This window comes from Patescibacteria group bacterium (genome assembly GCA_035549555.1).
Classification (GTDB): domain Bacteria; phylum Patescibacteriota; class Microgenomatia; order UBA8517; family UBA8517; genus Co84-156.
Genome location: DASZQR010000010.1, coordinates 1 through 20,993, shown reverse-complemented (window position 1 = coordinate 20,993; position 20,993 = coordinate 1). Strand labels below are relative to the sequence as shown.

The window sequence follows — 20,993 nt, the reverse complement described above, 5'->3', positions numbered from 1 at the left end:
TATATTTAATAAATGAAAAAAGGGCTGAAAATTTTACGACTCAAATTTTCAAAATATTACAGACAAAGACCTAAACTTTTTTTTGGGACGATTTTACTTGTCACTATTTTACTTTTGGTGGGGATTAAACTTTGGGCGGGAGGCCTGGTAAAAGGTGCCTGGTTTGATAACAACTGGGCTTACAGACAAAGAGTTGATATAACTGTTTCTTCAAATTCAAGCGATGTAAAGAATCTTGAAACTTTGATGACAATTAACACATCAAGCCTAGTTTCTGCCGGCAAATTGCAAAGTTCGTGTCAAGATTTACGGTTTACAAACATACATGGCGATTCTTTACATTATTATATTGATTCAGGGTGCAATACTTCTACCACAAAAGTTTGGGTGATGGTTGATCTTGTTCCTAAAAATACCACTACTTATTCGCTTTATATGTATTATGGAAATCCGACAGCAACTGCGGGATCAAGTTCGACTTTTTTTGATAATGTTGTTCATTTGATGGGCTATTGGACTATGAACGAATCCAGCTGGAACGGAACTGCTGGAGAGGTAAAAGATTCCAGTGTTACGGGAGGAAACGGCGGTGGGCTCTGTACAGGAACAGGATGCTCAATACCTTCTACAACCACTGGAGAATATGGTAATGCCGCAAGCTTTGCAACAAGCGGCACAACAAATGAGCAATATGCTCTTATTCCTGATAATAATTTTATAAATATTACTGGCGATTTTACAATTGAGATGTGGATTAATCCTGCAAGCTCTAGCCAGAATGCAAATAACGACATTCTTCGTAAAGAATCTACGAATAACGGATTTGGTATTGAGGCCACTGGAAGTAATTTAACTTATGTCGCTGGATGGAAAAATGGAGCAACTAATAATTGTTATACCACTAACACTTTTAGCTTAAGTGCGAGTACATGGCAACATCTTGTGATTACAAAAAGCGGAACAACAAGAACTGTTTATATAAATGGGGCAATTCAGGGAGGTGCAACCTGTACTGGAACAAACGCAACAATTTCTTCAAGCAATGGAGCTGCGCTTAATATTGGAGGCTGGTCTTTACAAACCACACGAGGATTTAACGGAAAAATTGATGATGTTAAACTTTATAATACAGCAAGAAGCGCAGCTCAAATATCGGCTGATTATACAAATACAAGCTGCGGGGGCTTAGCGTGCGCCATTGCCAGTTCAACTGTGCCGGTTACAACTCCGACTACTTCGTTTGCCTCAGAAGAAGTCACTCCTGGAGCAATTCTAACTTATAAGTTTGATGAAAATATGGGAACGACAGCAAACGATTCAACAGCAAATGCAAATAACGGGACACTTGGCGGGACAACTCCCCCATCCTGGCAAACTTCAGATCAGTGTGTTAGTAACACTTGTTTATTCTTTGATGGCCAAAGCTCAATTGTGACGGGTAGTAAAGTCGCTACCGGAATCAAATCTATCTCTTTTTGGATCAGGCCAAGTAATATCGGCAAACAAGGGATTCTTAATCTAGATGGCGGGACACATAAGGTTTCCACTAATGAGTCTGGAGTAATCAGCGCCACTGGTTTTAGTTCACCGACTTACTATATTAACGGCACGGTTACTACCACTCCAACTCTGACTTTAGGACAATGGAACTATGTCACGATTACCACTGGCACCAGTTTTAATTCAACTTCCAGTTTTACGCTGGGAACTGATGGAGTCACTTTTGCAGGCGGGTATGTAGACGAAGTGCAATTTTATAATTATGTGCGAACTGCAGCTCAAGTGCAATCTGGATATAATCTGGGGGCTTCGGCGATTAAGCTAAATCCAACTGTTCCTTTGAACAGTTTAGTTGCTTCTTGGCCGCTGGATGACACCACCAGCACCCAAAGTTATGCCAGAGCGGTGACGCCAGGAGCTGGTACAGGAAGAAATATCGTTCTAAATGGAGGATTTGATAGTACTTCTAATTGGTTACTAGGCACAGGCTGGACTATTGCAAATGGAGTTGCGCATCAAGATGGTACAGGAAGTGCTGCCTCACCTATGTATGAAGTTCCAAGTTTGGTAGCTGGTAAAGCATATAAGATTACTTATACAATTTCAAATTATGGAGGCACAGGATCTATCAACTCACAAGTTGGTTCAGGCGCCGCCAGCTCTCCTCATTCAGGTAATGGTACATATACTGATACTTTAATTGCTCCAACTAATCCTTATCTAGGGATAAATGTTTGGACATCAGGATTTGTTGGCGACATTGATAATGTTTCAGTTCAAGAGATTAACATTCCTGCCTCTACTGCCACCCCTACCCAACTCCTGACTGATGGAAATATGGAAGCAAGTGGCACGGGGGCGTGGACTGCAAACAATGCTGCCACATTAAGCAAACAAACAACAAATCCTCACAGCGGAAGTCAATTGTTAAGAGTTGCAAGAAGCACAACTAACCTTGCTTATGCCTCTCAAACAATACTTACAACAGGGCAGGTCTACAGAATCTATGGGTATATGAGAAGCGATGGGACAGCTACACCTCAAATTGCTCAAAGCGGTAGCAATATTGTTGTTGGGACTGCGTCAACAACTTGGCAGCCGTTTGATGCTGTTTTTGTAGCCACGGGTAATTTCATACAATTAATTAATCAAGCGTCCTCAGGTACACCTTATGTTGAATTTGATGACGTGACTGTTTCTCTTGATACAGGAGTAAGATCTGACTCTATTCTTTCAACTCTTGATGGAGATATGGAACAGAGTGGAACGAGTTACTGGACAGTTGGAAACGCAGCTACACTGTCCAAGGATTCTTCTGCACCTCACGGAGGAACGAATGCTTTGAAAGTTGCAAATAGCGGATCTTCTAGTCCTGAAGCTATTGAACTTGTGTTGGTCGCAGGAAAAACATACCACTTAACCGGCTGGGCAAAAGGAGATGGTACTGCAATACCAAGAGTATTAGATGGAACAGCTACTGCAAGATTTACTGGTACAACTTCCACATCATGGCAGCAGATTGATACAACATTTATTAATTCTACCGGTGCAAGTATGTATTTAACGGCTACTGGAGGAACAACTGGAAATTATGCAGAATTTGATGATATTACAGTTCAGGAAATTTCCCCCCTTTCTGGTCTCAACACCAATGGTGTGACTGTGGGGGCAGCTGCAAATGGCCACCTCACCAATGCATATTCTTTTGATGGCACAAATGATAATGTGAATATTTATTCAGGGAGTTTGAATTCAATCTTTAACAATGATCAAGGAACTTTAGTTGCTTGGGCGAAGTTTACTGGTACATGGTCTGAAGCTGCTGAACGCTATGTTGCTATCATGCAGACAAATGGTTCAAATGCAGTCGGCATTGAAAAAAGTGGATCTAATACTCTAACTGCTAAGTATGTTGCGAATGGAACCACAAAATCTGTTAATATTTCTACCTCTACAACTAATTGGTTCCAGGTTGTAATAACATGGGACAAAACAAGTGATCAAGTCAAAATCTACTTTAATGGTAGTCAGTACGGTTCTACTCAAACAGGATTGGGGACGTGGACTGGAAATTTGACATCAGTTGGTGCAGTCATAGGCTCCGTAAACACTTCTGGTACTTTCCCTTGGTCTGGGATGATTAATGATGTCCGCCTTTATAACCGTGCTTTGTCGCCCACAGAAATTTCTCAACTTTACAGCTATGCTCCTGGGCCTGTTGCGTATTGGAAACTTGATGAGGGCACCGGTAGTACCGCTTTTGACGTGTCCGGTAACTCCAATACCGGCACTTTGACTGGTTCTCCAACGTGGACCACTGGTAAAGTTGGTAAAGCGTTAAATTTTAATGGCAGTAGCCAATACATTGTCGGACCCGCGAGCCCCAGTGTGGAAATGACCAGTGGCGTGACTGTTGGCGCTTGGGTGAATCCCAGTGTAGTTGATAGTGCCTACCACACTATTGCTGGGAGATGGAAAGTGGGAGGCGATCAACACTATATTTTGCAACTTAATTCAGATAACAAATTCGGTTTCTTTTTTGATACCGATGGCGGCGACGCTTCCACTGGACAATTTTTTGTAGAGTCGACGACCACACCGAGTGCCAACACTTGGTATTACGTCGAGGGGGTTTTCGATCCCTCAACCACCAGTCTAAAAATGTATGTGAATGGGAATCTGGAAGCCACCACCACTGATGCCAGTCTAACTACCGGCGCTGCCGGATCGATAGAATTAACTGCTGGTTCAAAAAAGAATTCCGGAGGGACTTATATAGAATTCTGGCCGGGGAAGCTGGATGACATCAAAGTCTATAACTACGCCAGAAATCAAACTCAAATTTTGGATGATATGAGTGGAGGTCAAAGCGCAGGTCCTATTTCTCAAAGTACCGTTCTACCTCAGCCGGTTGGTTACTGGAAATTTAACGAAGGCTATGGAACCACCGCCAATAACTCAGGTTTGGGTGGCTCAGCTTTAAACGGAACACTTACGAATATGGCCTCGCCGGCTACTAGTACCTCGGGTTGGCAAACGCCTCAGTCCGGAAATTGTAAGATTAATGGCTGTCTGGCGTTTGACGGCAGTAATGATTTGGTTAATATTACCGATAATAGTGATACTCTGGGAACCAGCGCAAGTGACTTCTCAACCTCTGCCTGGTTTAAAACAACCGATAATAAAAGTTTTAACGGTATCATTTCAAAAGGATTTAACAGCCACTGGCAATATGCAATGTATTTAGCTGCAGGACTTCCCAAATGTCAGCTTTTTCAGAATGGTTCTGGATCTACCTATTTATCGTTTACTGGGACCAGAACTCTTAATGACGGGGTATTTCATCACATAACCTGTACTTTTTCTGCTTCTACTACTACGCTTACTTTATATGTAGATGGCAACAAAATTGGTTCTTCTAATACCACGTCGGGCAGCAGAGATACATCTACTGGATCTAAAGTTGTTCTTGGAGCTTTTGCTGATAACAGCAGCGATAATTTTGACGGACTTATTGACGAAGTCAAAGTCTATAATACTGCTCTTACCCAGCAGCAAGTTCAGGCTGACATGAACGCCAGTTCGGTTGTAAATAACGGAACAACCGCTGCAAACGAAGCGTCTCTTCTTATGGGCGGCGCTGGGAACCCTCCTGTTGGATACTGGAATTTTGAAGAAGGCACCGGTACCACTGCTCACGACGCAAGCGGAAACGCGAATAACGGGACTTTGACTAACGGTCCAACTTGGACTGTCGGCAAGATAGGCAAAGCAGTTAAGTTTGATGGGAGCAATGATTATATTGATGTAGGAAGCGGATCTTCTTTGGGCCCCAGCACTGTAACGATTTCTGCCTGGATTGATCCTTCCAGCAGCTGGTCAGATTACGGAAACATTCTTTCAAATAATGACAATAGCGGTTTTAGAGTGCGAGTAAATAATGACTTAACACTCACCTTTTTGGACCGAGGACCAACTAATAATGTATCAACAACTGCTACTATTCCTTTAAATACTTGGACTTATGTAACTTTTGTTGGAGATTCAGCCGGTTTAAAGATCTATATCAATGGAACTTTAAGTGCGAGTAATGCCGTTGCTTTTAATAAGGGAACAACTGGCGACACTGTTATTGGGGCGCGATCCACAATAAGTTCGCTAGAAATTTTCAAGGGGGTAATTGATGAAGTCAAGGTATATAACTATGCTAGAACTCAAGCTCAGATTGCATATGACTATAACCGGGGGGCACCAGTTGGCTGGTGGAAAATGGACGAATGCCAGGGAACAACACTAAATGATTCAAGCGGAAACGGAAATGCCCTAACGCTTAGTGTTGGTGGCAGTGGGACCCAGACTGCTATTGGGACATGCAACACTTCTGGGACTGCCTGGGGAAATGGCGCAACGGGGAAATTTAATTCATCGCTTAACTTTGACGGAAATGACGACTATGCTGATAAAGCTTCTCCTTCCAGTGGTGTCTTATTGGGAGCTTTAAGTTCATATTCTATCTCAGCCTGGTTTAGGACCACTTCTACTACCAATGATTTGGTGCTTTACTCTGAAACCAATTCCTCAACTAATACGCCCGCAGTACTGATTATGGTTAATCGCAACACTATTGGGGGGGTTGGGACATATAAACGAGATGATTCAGGGAACACAGATGATTTTACCGGCGGACGAAATTTGGGTGCAAATGATGGAAATTGGCATAATTTGATTGGTGAACGAAATGGCAACACCTTGTATGTTTATTTTGATGGCAAATTAATTAATACCACTTCAGGCTCGGCCGGGACGGCTACCACGAACAGAATCACTATTGGCGCCCAAGGCAGAACGTCAGGGTTAATTAATTACTTCCCAGGGCAAATTGATGAGGTAAAAGTTTATAATTATGCCCTTTCGAGTTCGCAGGTGCAAGAAGTTTACAATCAAGGAGCGGCTTTGCGGTTTGGACCGACTTCTGGAAATCCGTAATTGGGTTGACATAGCTTCCTAAGAAAGGAATAATAAACATACATGCAAAGGCAGTTAGAAAATATTCGTGAATATTTGATTTTAGGAATTGTATTTTTGTTTCCTTTTACTTTTGCAGGGACCTTTATTGATTCATTTACAATTCCAAAATTAATTGTTTTGGGAACGTTAATTTGTCTTTCTTTAATTGTGGTTGCGATTCAGATTTACCTCACAGGAAAATTTAAAATTGGAATTGGAAAGTTTGATTTACCAATATTTTTAATCGCATTTTCCTATCTTATTTCGGCAATTCTTGTTACGCCAAATAAAATGGAAGCGTTTTTTTTGCCAGGGAATGCAAGTATAGTTATCGGCTTTGCCATATTTTATTTTCTTCTTAATACAATTGCGGACAAAAATAAAATCAAACTAACTCTTTTTGCAAGCGTGACATGTTTTGCAATTCTTATTTTTGCAAGCTTTTTGGGAGTTTTTGATAAGATTTCAAATTTGCCTTCCTTTATGAAACTTGCTTCGTTTAATCCTGCAGGAGATTATCTAACAGGAGCAATATTACTTCTTTCTGTAGTTCCTTTTGCAATTAACTATGTAGTAAAAGAAAATATTCTTACCAAAAAGACAGTCTTTGCATTCGGGCTTGTTTTTGTATTAGTTGCCGCAGGAATTTCTTTATTTACACTTGTTTCATCAGATAAAAAGATTGCACCAACACTGCCTTCATTTGCAACAAGCTGGGCAACTGCTGTTGGAACAATTGGAGAAAATCCAGTTTTGGGAATTGGGCCTGGAAATTATATTACTGCTTTTAACAGGTTTAGACCGGTTACATACAACGCGACAGACCTTTGGCAATTAAGGTTTTCTACAGCAAGAGATTTTTATTTGACAGTTCTTACTGAAACCGGACTTTTGGGAATGTTTGCTGTCTTTTTGTTAATTTTTTATCTAATTAAACAAATAAATCGCAATTTAACAATTTATAAAGAAAGCAGGAGCGTTGTAGTTGACATGGTTTCAACAGGTACACTTCTTGGACTGCTTATTATATTTTTTATTTTTCCAACAACTCCTGTTTCGTTATTTTTAATTTTTGTTTTCTTTTCTTTAATTTCTCAAGCGAAAGTACAAGAAGTAGGTTTCTTTGAGGGAAGTACTTCGGCAACAGGAAGAGTTTTGGCAAGCCTTGCAATTATTGCATGTGTTTTTTATTTTGGAATAAAAGCAAAACCAGTAATTCAAGCTGAAGCTATATTTAAAAATGCAAATGATGCACTTTCTGCAAATGACGGAAAAACAACTTATACAGATTTACAAAGTGCAATTAATTTAAATCCGATGGTTGACAGATATCATGCTTCATATGCGCAGGTAAATTTGGCAATCGCAAGAAGTATTGCAACAAGTGTTGCCGACCCAAAAAGCCTTACACAGGATCAACAAAATACAATTTTACAACTCATTCAGCAGGCAATTCGCGAAGGACAAAATACGGTTACATTAAACAGCACAAGATCACAAAACTGGCAAATACTTGCAAACATTTATCAACTTATTATTCCTTATGCACAACAAGCTGACCAATTTGCATTACAATCTTATTCACAGGCGATTACTCTTGACCCGATTGATCCAAACTTAAGAATTGCTCTTGGAGGACTTTACTATAGCTTGGGCCAATATGACAGCGCAATTGGTTCTTTTCAATTTGCAGTTTACGCAAAACCAGATCTTGCTAATGCATATTACAATTTAGCGAGCGGTTATGCTGCTAAAAGCGATTTTACAAATGCTGTTGCTGCTATGAATCAAGTGATTCTCCTTGTTCCAAAAAATTCAAATGATTACAAAACAGCACAAGAGACTTTGACTGATTATCAAAATAAACAAAAAACGACTGCAACAACAAATAATGGTAATTCATCGTTAACAACTCCACAAAAAGAAACACCGGCAATTAACCCACAAATCACTCTTCCTGAAGAAGCATCGCCTCCAGCTGCACCAAAGATACCAAGCGCGACAGCAACACCTGTAGCAACAAATGAAGGCGGACAAACTGAAGCTTCACCAACTCCCCTTCCGTAAGCAAAGCTTGTCACTTTGATAAAGTGGACCTGAGCGGAATTGAACCGCTATTTCTGCAATGCGAATGCAGTGTTCTGCCGTTTAACTACAGGCCCAATAAACATTCGTATTATATCAATAATATATTTACTGAAGGAAATTAAGAGGATTCAAATGAACTCCTGCCTGATGAACTTCGAAATGTAAATGAGGACCCGTGGAATTGCCTGTACTTCCCATTCTTCCGATAACGTCACCACGGTGGACTGTTTGACCTAAAGTTACATAGAAAGCACTCATATGAGCATATAAAGTCTGATAACCATTACCATGATCAATCATAATCATATTTCCATAACCTGTATTATCCCAGCCTTCGCGAATAATTGTGCCACTATCTGCAGCAAGGATATTTGGCTCGGCGGGATTGGCGATATCAACTCCGGGATGATACCAGTAAAATCCTTGCGTAATTACTCCTTGAGTCGGCCAGACAAATTGCCCTGAGGCAACAACAGTACCAGCATTTGGTGTGACCTGAACTGGAACTGCAACAACACTTCCAGAAGATGAAGGCATTGCTCCATTTGGAACGTAAACAATTTGACCAATAGCTAATGAAAAGGTTTCATCATCTGCAAAAGTATTAAAGGGAAATTCTACAATAGCTTCAGCTGAAGGAAGTCCATATTTTTTTGCAATAGATTGAACAGTATCACCTTTTACAACAGTATGGGCAATACCTGTAACTGGAAGAATTTGTAATGTGTCACCTATTTTAATATCATCTGCTGAAGTTAATTTATTTTGCCAAATGATTGTGTTACCTGAGATGCCAAATTTATCTGCAATAGAACTTATCGTGTCACCGTCTTGAACTGTATAGCTAATTATACCTTCGCGAGCTGAGGATATATTAGTTGATGTGACGCTTGTATCTGTTGAAGCTGATAAAACTTCAGGAGGGTTTGTAATGCTCCAGGGATTAACTGATCGGCCTGGAAACTCTTTAGCGACGTATGGGCCTATTAAAATACCAAGAACTGCAAGAATTGTCATCCCAATATGAATTAATCTTTTGGAATTTTTACCTCTTTGCCTATAAAGTTTACCGACAAACTTATCTTCTGTTTTTTGTGCTGAAAGATAAACAGAAATTGATTTGGATTTGGTAAATTTGAAAAGCTCTATAAGAAATATACGAAATTCTTTTGCAAACTCTTGCATATTGAAAGCTAATTATATCACGCAGTCTGAAGGCTATCTAAGAAGTCCTGGTTTGTTTTTGCTTTGCTTACTTTTTCTAAAATAGTTTCTGTTCTTTCGTCTTCTGGAATCATATCAAGCATTCTTCTTAAAGTGTGGACTTTGGTAAGATTTTCTTTACCATACAACAATTCTTCCTGCCTTGTTCCTGAAGTTGTTATGTCAATTGCTGGAAAAATTCTTTTTTCTGCAAGTTTTCTTACTAAATGTAATTCCATATTTCCAGTACCTTTAAACTCTTCATAAATAAGATCGTCCATACGACTTCCAGTTTCAATTAAACAAGTACCAATGATTGTGAGAGATCCGCCTTTTTCAAGTTTTCTTGCTGCTCCAAAAAACTTTTTAGCCGGGAAAATAGCTTGAGGATTAAAACCTCCAGACAATGTTCCTCCTGAACTTGGCAATGCCAAATTGTAAGCTCTTGCAAGTCTTGTGATTGAATCAAGAACTATTACTACATCAACGCCTGTTTCAACTAATCTTTTTGCACGGTCTAATGCAAGCTCTGCAATTCTTGTTTGGTTTCTTGCTGGATCGTCAAAATTGCTTCCTACTACTTCTCCTTTGCCTTTGGTAACGTCAGCCATTTGGCGAGTAATATCTGTAACTTCTTCTGGACGCTCACCAATTAAAACTGCCATTAAATGGACTTTTGGATAATTTTTGGCAATGCCTGCAATAATATCTTTTAGTAACCAGGTTTTGCCTGCTTTTGGAGGAGAAACTATTAAGCTTCTTTGCCCAAAGCCAATTGGAGCAACCAAATCAACCAATCTTGTTGTTAAAGTTTCCTGGTCTGTTGCTAATTCAATTTGCTTTTCTGGATATATAGCTGTTAATTCTTCAAACTCAGGCCTATTTTTAATGGATTCGACGGGCTCACCATTGACTGCGTCAACTTTTAATAATCCCCAGTATCTTTCATTTTCTTTTGGACGTCTTGCAAGTCCTTCTATCAAGTCTCCATTTCGGAGATTAAATCTTCTTATTTGAGATGAGGAAATATAAATATCATTGTTTGAAGGAGCAATTTTTGGACGTAATAATCCAGATCCTTCATTTGCAATATCAAGGATTCCTGAAACTTTTTCTGTTGGAAGATCGGAGTCTGGAATGACGCGATCATCTACAACAAGTTTATCTATAGGTGTATCTGTATCTGGCATATTATTCAATTAACATTTAGGAGGGCAAATCGTAAGATAAATATATTTTATCAAATTAAACTGGCTTTGCAAGTACTAAGAGCCTATTCCATGATGTTCCTGGCGGATAACAAGTTTGTAATATCAAAGTTTCACTGCCGTCATTGTAACTTAAATAAGAAGTGTCATTTGGCCCAATGATTTTGGTTTCACTTACTTTATAAACATATCTTTGGTCTGCAAAGTAAACAATTATTTGATCGCCTGTCTGCATTTTATCAAGCAAATAAAAAACTGCATTGTATTTTGCTACGTTTAAAGGAGAATTGGTTGAATGGGCAAAAAGAAAAATTGTTTTTCCCTGGCCCGGAAAATAGGTTCCTTTTGCCTGAGCAACACCTTCCTGTAAAGCTTCGTCGTATTCTTTTTGATTCCCTGCATCGACATTTGCAATAATATTTGCATGAGCATTAATTTTTGGAATAACGATTGAAAAATAAGAACTTACTCCAAAGTTTTGGGCCTCCTGTTGAATTGCGCTTGTATTTTGGGCATTTATTAAATCAACTTGAGAAGGATGAATTGATAAGTCGTAACCTAATTCGTTTTTGACTAATGGGCCAAAGGTAAAAATAGCAGCAATAATTATAAAACCAATTAATCCTGCTCCAAAACCTCGAGCAAAAGTGTAAGCAATTTTGGTAGCGCGACTTGCATGTAAATTTGCAGATCCGTGAGGACCTGACTTTTCTGAATTATAAATATGATAAATAATTCCAGACGGGTACATATAATTATCTTTCGACTAACGCTCAAGATGACATTAGAATGTCAGATTAATCTAAACTTTCTGTATAAGTAGAATCCACCAAGAAGAGTTGGAAACGCGGCTATTGCCAAATAGAATGTATCATTTGAACCTGTGTTTGGTAAACTCGGCGGAGCGGTTGCTCCTAAAACTGTAGGCTTACTGCTTACATTAATATTTAATTGGCAGCTTCCGCCTCCGACCCAATTTCCTCTTGAGTCTTCAACTATTAAGTTTGCATTATATGTTCCTGAATTGTAATAAGTGTGGCTTTGTTGATTACTTGAGCTTGTTACAATTTGGTTTTGTCCATTTGAATTGTCACCAAAATTAAATTGATATTGTTGAATACTTCCGTTTGAATCTGATCCACTACCCGTGAATGTGATTGTTAAGGCTGCTGTTCCGCTAGTTGTCGTTGCGCTAAGAGTTGAACAAGAGCTTGTTGGGCTTGGTGAATTGGTTGGTGTAGGGGTTGGGGTCACTGTAGGAGTTGGAGTTGGCGTAGCTGTAGGTGTTGGGGTTGGAGTTACAGTTGGGGTTGGAGTTGGAACATTATAGTTTGACAAAACTGCCTTAAATGCAACTTGATAACTATTGGTTACACCTGGATTAACAGTTCCAATATTAATACCGCTTGTGACTATGCTATCTGAAAGAGGACAACCATTTGTAGTATCACAACCTGGACCAAACATACGAGCATGTCCTGGAAGGTAAGTGATGCTTTCAACTTGAGTTCCTGAAACGTGAACTGTTGCTATGTCTGAAACCGTTTGGACTGAATCTCCTGAAGCAGAACCTGTTATGTTTAGATTTAAACCCGAGTTTGTAGGAAGATCTCCTTTTACTGTTGTATTTGTTACAGCACTTGTTCCATCGTTTATAACTTGAATACGAAATTCGATTGTATCTCCAGGGTTTGCTTGAATTGGATCTTCCCAATCGACAAGTCTTGTTGTTCTGTCTCCTCCATCAACAATATTTCCAGTTCTGAAAAAAGCATTGGTTGTTTTAGGGTTACCTGTTACTGATAAATTAAATACTATCTGGTAACTATTTGTGCTTCCTGGTTGTACTGTACCTAAATTTATGCCATTTGCAATTTCTGAATCAGAAATTGCACAACCTGAAGAACATCCTGGTCCGAATTTTTGTGCAGTTCCTGATATCAAACTAACATTACTTCCTGAAGGAGTAACTGTTATGTTATCTGACATCGTAGCTCCGCCATCTGCAGCTATTGTTGCTGCTAACTTTTCTGGATTGCTGAAATCAAAATTTACACGTGTGTTGGTTGCAGGATCTGTTCCCTGATTCCAAACAGTAAGATTGGCACGAACTGTTTGACCGTTAGCTGCGTTAACTGGATCTGAATAATCAGTTTGGCCAGCTGTAATGTCTTTTCCTCTAAAGATATCTCCTGTTTCAAAAGTAACATTTGCAGATGCTTTAGAAATAAAAACTACAAGACTCAAAGTGATAACTGTAAATATAGCTAAAATTACTGAAAGTAAATTTTTATTTTTAAAATTGATTAATTTCATATAGGTTATTGTACGCTAGTTGGCGGAATTGTATCTTTATCTGTTGTTGCTACAGGTGATGGAACTTGTGTAAATAAATCTGCATTTGTTGGCATTGGTGTTGGCCATACTTGAGTTGGGGTTGGTGGTTTTGGTGTATTTATCTGCTGTGTTGGTGTTGGTTGATGTTCAGGAGTGTTTCCTGGAATTGGAGTTTCTGGATGGTTTTGAGTTGGTTGTGTTGTTGGCTTTTCAACTGGAGCTGATTGTCCACATGGCTCCATTTCTTCTCCGACTGTACTTTGTATTTCTCCATCGACGTTGTTGTTGTAGGATCTAAAAGTAAATGCATCTGCATCCCAAATCTTTGTCGATTGTTCAACAACTCCGACAATTAAATCTTTTTCGTTTGCACTATTTGCTACTCCAAAATTTTCTACTTTTGCGGTGGTCATATCTTGGTTTATATGTTCAACAGGTCTTAAAGACTGTAATTGATCGACTCTTGTATTTGCAGTCGGTCTATAAACATCGCAGCTTTCCCAATCGTCCGATTCTCTTAAGACTGATGGTAATTGGACGCTTTGATCATTTTTATCATTATCTTTTCTTCTTTTTTGTTCTGAGATGGATGTTGTATATTCTTGATTTTGAATTTGATTAAAGATTTGAGTTTCAAAACTTCTTATTACTGCAACATCTTTTGGATTTGACCAAGCTTCAGTAATTGTTTCTGCAGGATTTATATTTCCGTAGGTTGCAGCTAATCCTGTTGCAATTATTGCTGCGGCTGCATCTCTATCATTTGCATCAGCCCAGACTCCACCTGTCATAAGTCCATTGGTATTTAGATGAAAAATACTTCCAACTTGAAGAGTGTCTTTTTGAGATATTATTTCGCTTACAGGTTTATATGCCTTAAAATCATCTTCTGTCTGACCAAGGCCTGGTTCTGTTATTGGATCATTTGAAGTACCTTTAGCAAATTTATTTACCAATGAACTAAAAGTTGAATTTGTTCTTAAAGCGTCTTTTTTCTGATCATCGGTCATTGCCTGGAAGTTTGTGTATTCCATATTAAGTTCGCCTACAACTGCATCCATCAAAGGATCAGTTTGGCCATAAACTTTATCAAAATTATTATAGACAAATTCTCCAGAGTAAACTTGTTGTGGGTTGGTTGTTGGATTTTCTGTATCTGAAGCTGTTTCAATAGAAGTTGATGTCATAGTTGGTTCTGGTGTTGCTGTTGGATTAATAACAACAATTCCCGGTTTTGATTCTTGATTTGAAGGATTAGATGATTCGACCCCTCCTGTTACTGAACTATTGTGATTTATAATACCGATTTCGGTTCCTTGTGCATTTAATTCTGAATTTTGGGTAGATATAATTGACATTGCTGTTGCCAATTCTGAATAACCTTGATTGGTTGTTTCTAAAGTGTTGGTTGGTGTTAAAGAAGGTGTGATGTTTATATTTTGATCGCCTTCTTTTGTGCAAGCAGCTGCTCCAGCAATTAACAAGGCCGGGATGATAGTTCTTTTAAATACTTCTTTTCTATCTAATTTCATTAATTTTTAATTATGCCGCAATTATATGGGGTATCAAATAGATTGTCAACTATAGGAGCCGCTTAATAATGAGATTTGTAAGGCGCGGGTAGCAAGCCTGCCCTACGTGCCACCCGCCCCTTACCTATCCCATTAAGCAAAAATTTATTTGTGAAAATAAATACTACTTGACAACTGACCCAAAAAATAAATATCTTGATATGATTTACTTTATTTTTAAACCAAATCCAATTATATGTTTTTGGCGAAGTGAATCATTTTAAAAGGGCATTTCTATTCGTGGAGTAATCTGACTTTTAGTAAAATACGAGTTTGATAAATCCAACGGTAGGAATGCTCTTTTTTTATTGCATCCATAAAATAGCATTCCTGATTATTTTTGTCAAATCCCATAATTTTTTTACTTCATTCCTATAGTCTTAATAAGTTCTTTAATAGTCCGTACTTTCGGTGTTTCTTTAAAGCCTAAACTTTTTGAAAGTTTATTAATTTTTTCTTCCCCTAAAACTTTTCTAATATCTCCCAGGAGTCCAACTTCTCCAACTGCTAAAATATTTTTGGGAATTTGTTTGTTATAAAAAGAACTAATAATCGATAGACAAATTGCCAAGTCAATTGACGGAGTCTTAGCAGAAATTCCTCCACCGACATTTACAAAACAATCGTATTCATATAAAGGAATATTTAAATTTTTAATTAAAACTGCCAGAAGAATTTCAAAACGCTTAGCGTCTACTCCGCTTGCAATTCTTTTTGGGAAAGGTAATTTGCTTGGAGTCACCAAACTTTCTATTTCCACTAGAATTGGGCGACTGCCTTGAATAATCGCGCTTGTAACAATCCCTGGAGCTTTTAAATTTTCATCAGATAAAAATAATTTTTCGGGATTGTCTAAAGAAATCAAACCACTTTCTTTCATTTCAAAAACACCAACTTCATCAGCCGGACCAAAACGATTTTTGGTTGCACGAATAAGCCTTAAAGTTAGACTTTTATCTCCCTCAAACCACAAAACTGTATCAACAATATGAGCTAAAACTTGAGGACCAGCTACCGAACCCTGCTTTGTGACATGACCTACAATAAAAATTGGAATATTATTTGATTTAGCAAGCCTAACTAAGCGAAAAGCGCATTCTCTGACCTGGCCAACAGAGCCTGCCATTCCAGACAAATCGCTTGTAGCCATTGTTTGAATACTATCTACTATTATTAAATCTAAATCTTTTAGAGAGTTTCCTGAATCTATTACATCATCTATATTTGTGGTTTCTAAGATTTGTAAATTATTGTTATTAATTTTTAATCTTTTAGCGCGAAGAGCTATCTGATTAACGGATTCTTCGCCCGAAACATATAAAACATTTTGCAAATTATTTGCCAATTGGAGAAGCAAAGTTGATTTACCAATTCCCGGAACTCCAGCAAGTAAAATTACCTGCCCAATCACAATTCCGCCGCCAAGAGCACGATCAAGCTCGGAGATTTTGGTTGAAACACGGGCAATATCCTTTGTTGAATACTCACTTAAATTAACAGGTTTTGCATTACTTGATGCATGACTTGATTTAATGGAAGTTTTTTCTACAGTTTCTACAAAAGAATTCCAAGAAGAGCAATTTGGGCATTTTCCAAGCCATTTGGCTGATTCATATCCACATTGCTGACAAACAAAAAGAGAATGAGATTTAGGCATAAGCAAAGCTTGTCACTTTCGTGATGAATTCATTATACACCAAAGATAATACGAAATTTATTTTGTATGAGCTAAATTTTTTATATGTGTACAAAGATCTGTTATGACAATTTTTGTTGGACTTACATATTTTGTGTTTATTAACAATATACTGATACCCGTGACGGAAAGTTCTTTCATCCACAATGATGCTATTTCATTTATTTTTGACTCTGTTCTTGTAGGAGAACTTGCGCCAGGAATAAAAGGAGATATTCCTACAAAACATTGAAAATGTTCGTTATAGTCTATTGATAAAATTGGATTTACACGTATATTGAATTTTTCATATGGCAAAGATAGTACCGTACCCTCATTTTCAGTTATTGAAACCAGCTGATTGGTAATATCCATATAATCTGTTAAATGATCTCCTTGTTTTTCTATGGGTATTTTTAAAGCAGGTCGACAATAAAGTTTAATCGCATATTTTCCTTCTCTAAATACGATAGAGTCGAGACCTCTTGCTATATATTCGGAGGGGTAATTTAATGTTTCTCCGTACTTGTTTAATCTCGCAATGGCCTGATTGTCAATCTTATCTGAAAGACTAGACAATGCTTCTTGATAACTTTCGTTTTCAACCAACATAGAAGTTTACTTGTAATTAAGAGGTTTGGCGGAGAGAATTAAACCAAGAGCAATTTTTTTATTCTTTTCGTCGATTTCTTCAATATAACAATTAACATCAGTGCCAATTTCCATTTTTGTTGCTGGTGGAATTTTTGTAATATGAATTAATCCTTCAATTCCTGGCTCGATTTGAACAAATGTTCCAAAATCAGAATTTCTGACAACTTTTCCTTTTATTTTGTCGTCGACTTTATAATTTTTGGCAACCTTTTCCCATGGATCTTCTTGGGCTTGTTTGATTGATAAAGCTAATTTATCTTCAGTAACCGATAATACTTTTACTTTGACTTTGTCTCCTATTTTAAATAAATCAGCAGGCTTATCTCCTTTTTCCCAAGAAATTTCTGAAGTGTGGACCAATCCTTCAATTTTTGCTTTTTCAACTTTGATTTCAACAAAAACTCCAAAATTTGTGACTGTTGTAACAACTCCATCATAAACTTCATCTGCTTTTATTTTCTTCATCAAATCTTTTTGGGCTTTGATTTCTTTTTCTTCTGAAACTTCTTTTTCTGAGAAAACTGCTTTTTTACGATCACGATCAATTTCGATGATTTTTACCTTGAGAGCATTTCCTAATTTATCAATTTTCTTTAATGTTTCTTTTCCAATTTGAGAAGTTGGGATAAATCCGAAAATATTTTCGTATTCTACAGAAATTCCAGACTGATTTGAACTTTTGATATTTACAGTAACAGCTTCACCTTTTTTCTTAAGCTCTTCAAGCTTTTCCCAAAGAGAATCGTTTGCAGCGTGACGAAGTGATAAAACAACATTCCCTTCTTTATTTTCAGGCTCCATAACAACAGCGCTTACTTTATCGCCTGGTTTTAAGGTTTTAATATAGTCTCTGGCTTCGGCAAAGTAAAGATCTTTTAGAATTCCTTCTCCCTTACCGCCAACATCAAATGTTGCAAATTTTTTGCTGATTTCTTTTACAGTAACTTCAATTTTTTGAGACTTTGTGAAGCCTTTTACTTTACTTCCGTGCTTTTTTAAAAGCTCGGCCATTGTCATTTCTGCCATTCATTATTTCCACCTTTCTAGTTGTGTATGGGAATTATATACCAAATTTGAACTTAAAACAATCTTAGTGAGAAGTTAGGAATTCGGTAATCATCCATTGAATATCTTCTTCAGTTTTATAGACTCCAACAGCATAATCGGCTTCTCTTGGATTGATACCTAATATCATATTGCTAAATTTATCTTGTTTGTAAATTTCTTCACTTACTAAAAACAGCATCGGAGTTTTATTTAACCCCAGACGTGGCTTAGTAATTGTGTGTTCAATTTCAATGCCGACACCTAAACTTGGATCTGTAACTAATGCAACTAAGTGTGAGGCTTTATCTACCCACTCTAAATCTTGTTTCCTTGCAACCATTGCTCTTTTAGTTCTACTTTTAATTGCTGCGATATTAATTCCAGAAGTTTCATAAAACAATCTTGATCTTTCTTCTGCATTTCTTGCCGTTACATGAGGATCCAAAACATTAGCACCGTTTTCTTGCATAAAGGCTACTATTCTATATGCAAGCTCTTTATCGGCATCATGCCCTCTAATACTTCCTGAATAATAAATAACTTTACCCTGAAATAAATTTTCTGATTGGTTTTTAGTTTCTTGAAGTAACATGTGGAGTTAAAATAACAATAATTTATATTGAAGTCAATAAACTAAATAAAAAAATGGCCTGGCAATGAGGTATTTTCACGACAGATTGCTCCGTAGCTATCGTCCCCGCTGCCGCGTTTTACTTCTTTGTTCGGAATGGAAAAAGGTAGTTCCACGGCGCTTTAATCACCAGGCCAAATGTGCAATTTTACTTGCACATTAAAATCTAAAGAGAAAGGTTCGCAAATTATACGGATCTATTCGCACTTGTAAGCTTAAGACATTACTATCCTTCCACTTCAAGCCGATTAACCGGGTAGTCTGCCCGGGATCCAAAAGTTCTTATCTTGGAGTTGGCTTCCCGCTTAGATGCTTTCAGCGGTTATCCTCATAGAACATAGCTACCCGGCGCTGCTTTTGATAAAACAACCGGCACACCAGAGGTTCTCCCAACCTGGTCCTCTCGTACTAAGGTCAGATCTCCTCAAAACTTTAACGATTGTATCGGATAGAGTCCGAACTGTCTTACGACGTTCTGAACCCAGCTCACGTAACGCTTTAATGGGCGAACAGACCAACCCTTGGAAGCTTCTACACCTCCAGGATGCGTTGAGCCGACATCGAGGTAGCGACCCGCGCCGTCGCTGTGGACGCTCAGGCGCGACTACTCTGTTATCCCCGGGGTAGCTTTTATCCGTTAAGCTCTGCCCTTCCCATGAAGAGACAGAGGATCACTAAGACATACTTTCGTACTTGCTAGACGTGTCCGTCATGCAATCAAGCTGGCTTATGCCTTTACACATTCCGTGCGATTTCCATCCGCACTAAGCCAACCTTTGTGCCCCTGCGTTATTCTTTTGCAGGGTACCGCCCCAGTAAAACTGCCCACCTATCACTTTCTTCCAGCTCGTTTCCAGAGCCGATGAATGAGCCTCAAATTCTTCAACGAGTGGTATTACACTGACGATTTCTCTCCCACCTATACTAGACAATTAAAAAATAAGAGAACAATGACAAGCTACAGTAAAGCTCCACGGGGTCTTTTTGTCCTGATACAATTAGGCCGCGTCTTCACAGCCATCGCAATTTCGCCGAGTAGAAGTTTAAGACAGTTGCTAGCTCGTTACGCTTTTCGTGCAGGTCGGAACTTACCCGACAAGGAACTTCGCTACCGTAGAACAGTTATAGTTACTGCTGCCGTTTACCGGAGCTTGAATTCATGGCAACATGTAATTGCTTACAAGCACCAATCCTCTTAACTTACCGGCACTGGGCAAGCGTCAGCCCCTATACTTAAGCTTTCGCTTTTGCAGGGACCTGTGTTTTTGATAAACAGTCGACTAGCAAACTTTAGGTGCCTCCCCAATAAATTGAGGAAACCCATCTCCCGAAGTTACGGGTAGTTTTTTTGCCGAGTTCCTTAAACTTCTTTCTCTCGATCGCCTTAGTCTTCTCGACTAACCCACCTGTGTCGGTTTACGGTACGACTTGATTAAAAACTCACTACGAACCTTTTCTTGTAGGCTATTAGCTAAAATTGTCAGCCTTTCGACTAACTCTACACCACATCAATTAAACACAATGACGGATTTTCCTGTCATCACTATCGACGTTTTTGTGCTCCAATTCAATAAGGAGCTATAGCTTATTCACCCTGTCAGTCCCTAGTTAATAACGCTTTTAATCAAATACTGGAATTTTAACCAGTCATCCATCGGCTACGCCAAGAGGCCTCACCTTAGGTATCGATTAACCCGAAGACGACGAACGTAGCTTCGGAAACCTTGGGTATTCGGCGGGGAAGATTTTGACTTCCCTTGTGCGCTACTCATACCGGCATACTCACTTCTAATCACTCCACCAAACTTTACAATTCGGCTTCACCGCAATTAGAACGCTCCCCTACCACTCCTCAAGTAATAAATTACTTAAAAAATCATTGTCTTCGGCATTATCCTTAATCCTCGATAAATTTTGGGCGCGCCATTCCATTGACCAGTGAGCTGTTACGCTATCTTTAAAGGATGGCTGCTTCTAAGCCAACCTCCTGGCTGTCTATGGAATAACACTACCTTTGAAACTTAGGATAAATTTAGAGGCCTTAGACGAAAATCTGGGATCTTTCCCTTTAG

Annotated in this window: 11 protein-coding genes, 1 tRNA gene and 2 rRNA genes; 2 read left to right on the top strand and 12 right to left on the bottom strand. The window is 38.6% G+C overall.

What is annotated here, in order from left to right; all coding sequences use genetic code 11:
• Positions 1–12: 12 nt before the first annotated feature.
• Together VG895_00700 and VG895_00695 are read left to right on the top strand one after the other, a co-directional pair.
• Positions 13–6,486, top strand: coding sequence for a DUF2341 domain-containing protein (locus VG895_00700; protein HWA51559.1), 6,474 nt, complete (start codon positions 13–15; stop codon positions 6,484–6,486).
• Positions 6,487–6,528: 42 nt separating this feature from the next.
• Positions 6,529–8,574, top strand: coding sequence for a hypothetical protein (locus tag VG895_00695; protein HWA51558.1), 2,046 nt, complete (start codon positions 6,529–6,531; stop codon positions 8,572–8,574).
• Positions 8,575–8,598: 24 nt separating this feature from the next.
• On the opposite strand, the gene VG895_00690 is transcribed toward VG895_00695, so the two are convergent.
• The 12 genes from VG895_00690 to VG895_00635 all read right to left on the bottom strand — a co-directional run.
• Positions 8,599–8,669, bottom strand: a tRNA-Ala gene (locus VG895_00690).
• A 31-nt stretch (positions 8,670–8,700) separates the two neighbouring features.
• A complete protein-coding gene (locus tag VG895_00685) occupies positions 8,701–9,780 on the bottom strand; it encodes a M23 family metallopeptidase (GenBank protein ID HWA51557.1) in 1,080 nt (359 codons plus the stop codon).
• 17 nt (positions 9,781–9,797) lie between these two features.
• Positions 9,798–10,988 carry a transcription termination factor Rho gene (gene rho / locus VG895_00680; protein HWA51556.1) on the bottom strand — a complete coding sequence of 397 codons (1,191 nt, stop codon included), beginning with the start codon at positions 10,986–10,988 and terminating at the stop codon, positions 9,798–9,800.
• A 55-nt stretch (positions 10,989–11,043) separates the two neighbouring features.
• Positions 11,044–11,757 (bottom strand): sortase, encoded by a 714-nt coding sequence (locus VG895_00675; protein ID HWA51555.1) that lies wholly within the window; start codon positions 11,755–11,757, stop codon positions 11,044–11,046.
• Positions 11,758–11,798: 41 nt separating this feature from the next.
• Positions 11,799–13,322 (bottom strand): PKD domain-containing protein, encoded by a 1,524-nt coding sequence (locus VG895_00670; protein HWA51554.1) that lies wholly within the window; start codon positions 13,320–13,322, stop codon positions 11,799–11,801.
• Positions 13,323–13,327: 5 nt separating this feature from the next.
• A complete protein-coding gene (locus tag VG895_00665; protein HWA51553.1) occupies positions 13,328–14,875 on the bottom strand; it encodes a hypothetical protein in 1,548 nt (515 codons plus the stop codon).
• A 400-nt stretch (positions 14,876–15,275) separates the two neighbouring features.
• Positions 15,276–16,571, bottom strand: a complete 1,296-nt coding sequence (radA, locus tag VG895_00660; GenBank protein ID HWA51552.1) for a DNA repair protein RadA — start codon at positions 16,569–16,571, stop codon at positions 15,276–15,278.
• 57 nt (positions 16,572–16,628) lie between these two features.
• A complete protein-coding gene (locus tag VG895_00655) occupies positions 16,629–17,201 on the bottom strand; it encodes a hypothetical protein (protein HWA51551.1) in 573 nt (190 codons plus the stop codon).
• A 6-nt stretch (positions 17,202–17,207) separates the two neighbouring features.
• Positions 17,208–18,269, bottom strand: a complete 1,062-nt coding sequence (locus VG895_00650; GenBank protein ID HWA51550.1) for a S1 RNA-binding domain-containing protein — start codon at positions 18,267–18,269, stop codon at positions 17,208–17,210.
• Positions 18,270–18,333: 64 nt separating this feature from the next.
• Positions 18,334–18,882 carry a hypothetical protein gene (locus tag VG895_00645; GenBank protein HWA51549.1) on the bottom strand — a complete coding sequence of 183 codons (549 nt, stop codon included), beginning with the start codon at positions 18,880–18,882 and terminating at the stop codon, positions 18,334–18,336.
• A gap of 56 nt (positions 18,883–18,938) precedes the next feature.
• Positions 18,939–19,055 (bottom strand): 5S ribosomal RNA (gene rrf, locus VG895_00640).
• Between the two features lie 45 nt (positions 19,056–19,100).
• Positions 19,101–20,993 (bottom strand): 23S ribosomal RNA (locus VG895_00635); the annotation flags it as partial.

Bases quoted from the DNA above. Each gene is read 5' to 3' on its own strand.
- rho (HWA51556.1), bottom strand. From the start codon at position 10,988: ATGCCAGATACAGATACACCTATAGATAAACTTGTTGTAGATGATCGC.
- VG895_00670 (HWA51554.1), bottom strand. From the start codon at position 13,322: ATGAAATTAATCAATTTTAAAAATAAAAATTTACTTTCAGTAATTTTA.
- VG895_00655 (HWA51551.1), bottom strand. From the start codon at position 17,201: ATGTTGGTTGAAAACGAAAGTTATCAAGAAGCATTGTCTAGTCTTTCA.
- VG895_00650 (HWA51550.1), bottom strand. From the start codon at position 18,269: ATGGCAGAAATGACAATGGCCGAGCTTTTAAAAAAGCACGGAAGTAAA.
- VG895_00675 (HWA51555.1), bottom strand. From the start codon at position 11,757: ATGTACCCGTCTGGAATTATTTATCATATTTATAATTCAGAAAAGTCA.
- VG895_00665 (HWA51553.1), bottom strand. From the start codon at position 14,875: ATGAAATTAGATAGAAAAGAAGTATTTAAAAGAACTATCATCCCGGCC.
- VG895_00685 (HWA51557.1), bottom strand. From the start codon at position 9,780: ATGCAAGAGTTTGCAAAAGAATTTCGTATATTTCTTATAGAGCTTTTC.
- radA (HWA51552.1), bottom strand. From the start codon at position 16,571: ATGCCTAAATCTCATTCTCTTTTTGTTTGTCAGCAATGTGGATATGAA.
- VG895_00700 (HWA51559.1), top strand. From the start codon at position 13: ATGAAAAAAGGGCTGAAAATTTTACGACTCAAATTTTCAAAATATTAC.
- VG895_00695 (HWA51558.1), top strand. From the start codon at position 6,529: ATGCAAAGGCAGTTAGAAAATATTCGTGAATATTTGATTTTAGGAATT.
- VG895_00645 (HWA51549.1), bottom strand. From the start codon at position 18,882: ATGTTACTTCAAGAAACTAAAAACCAATCAGAAAATTTATTTCAGGGT.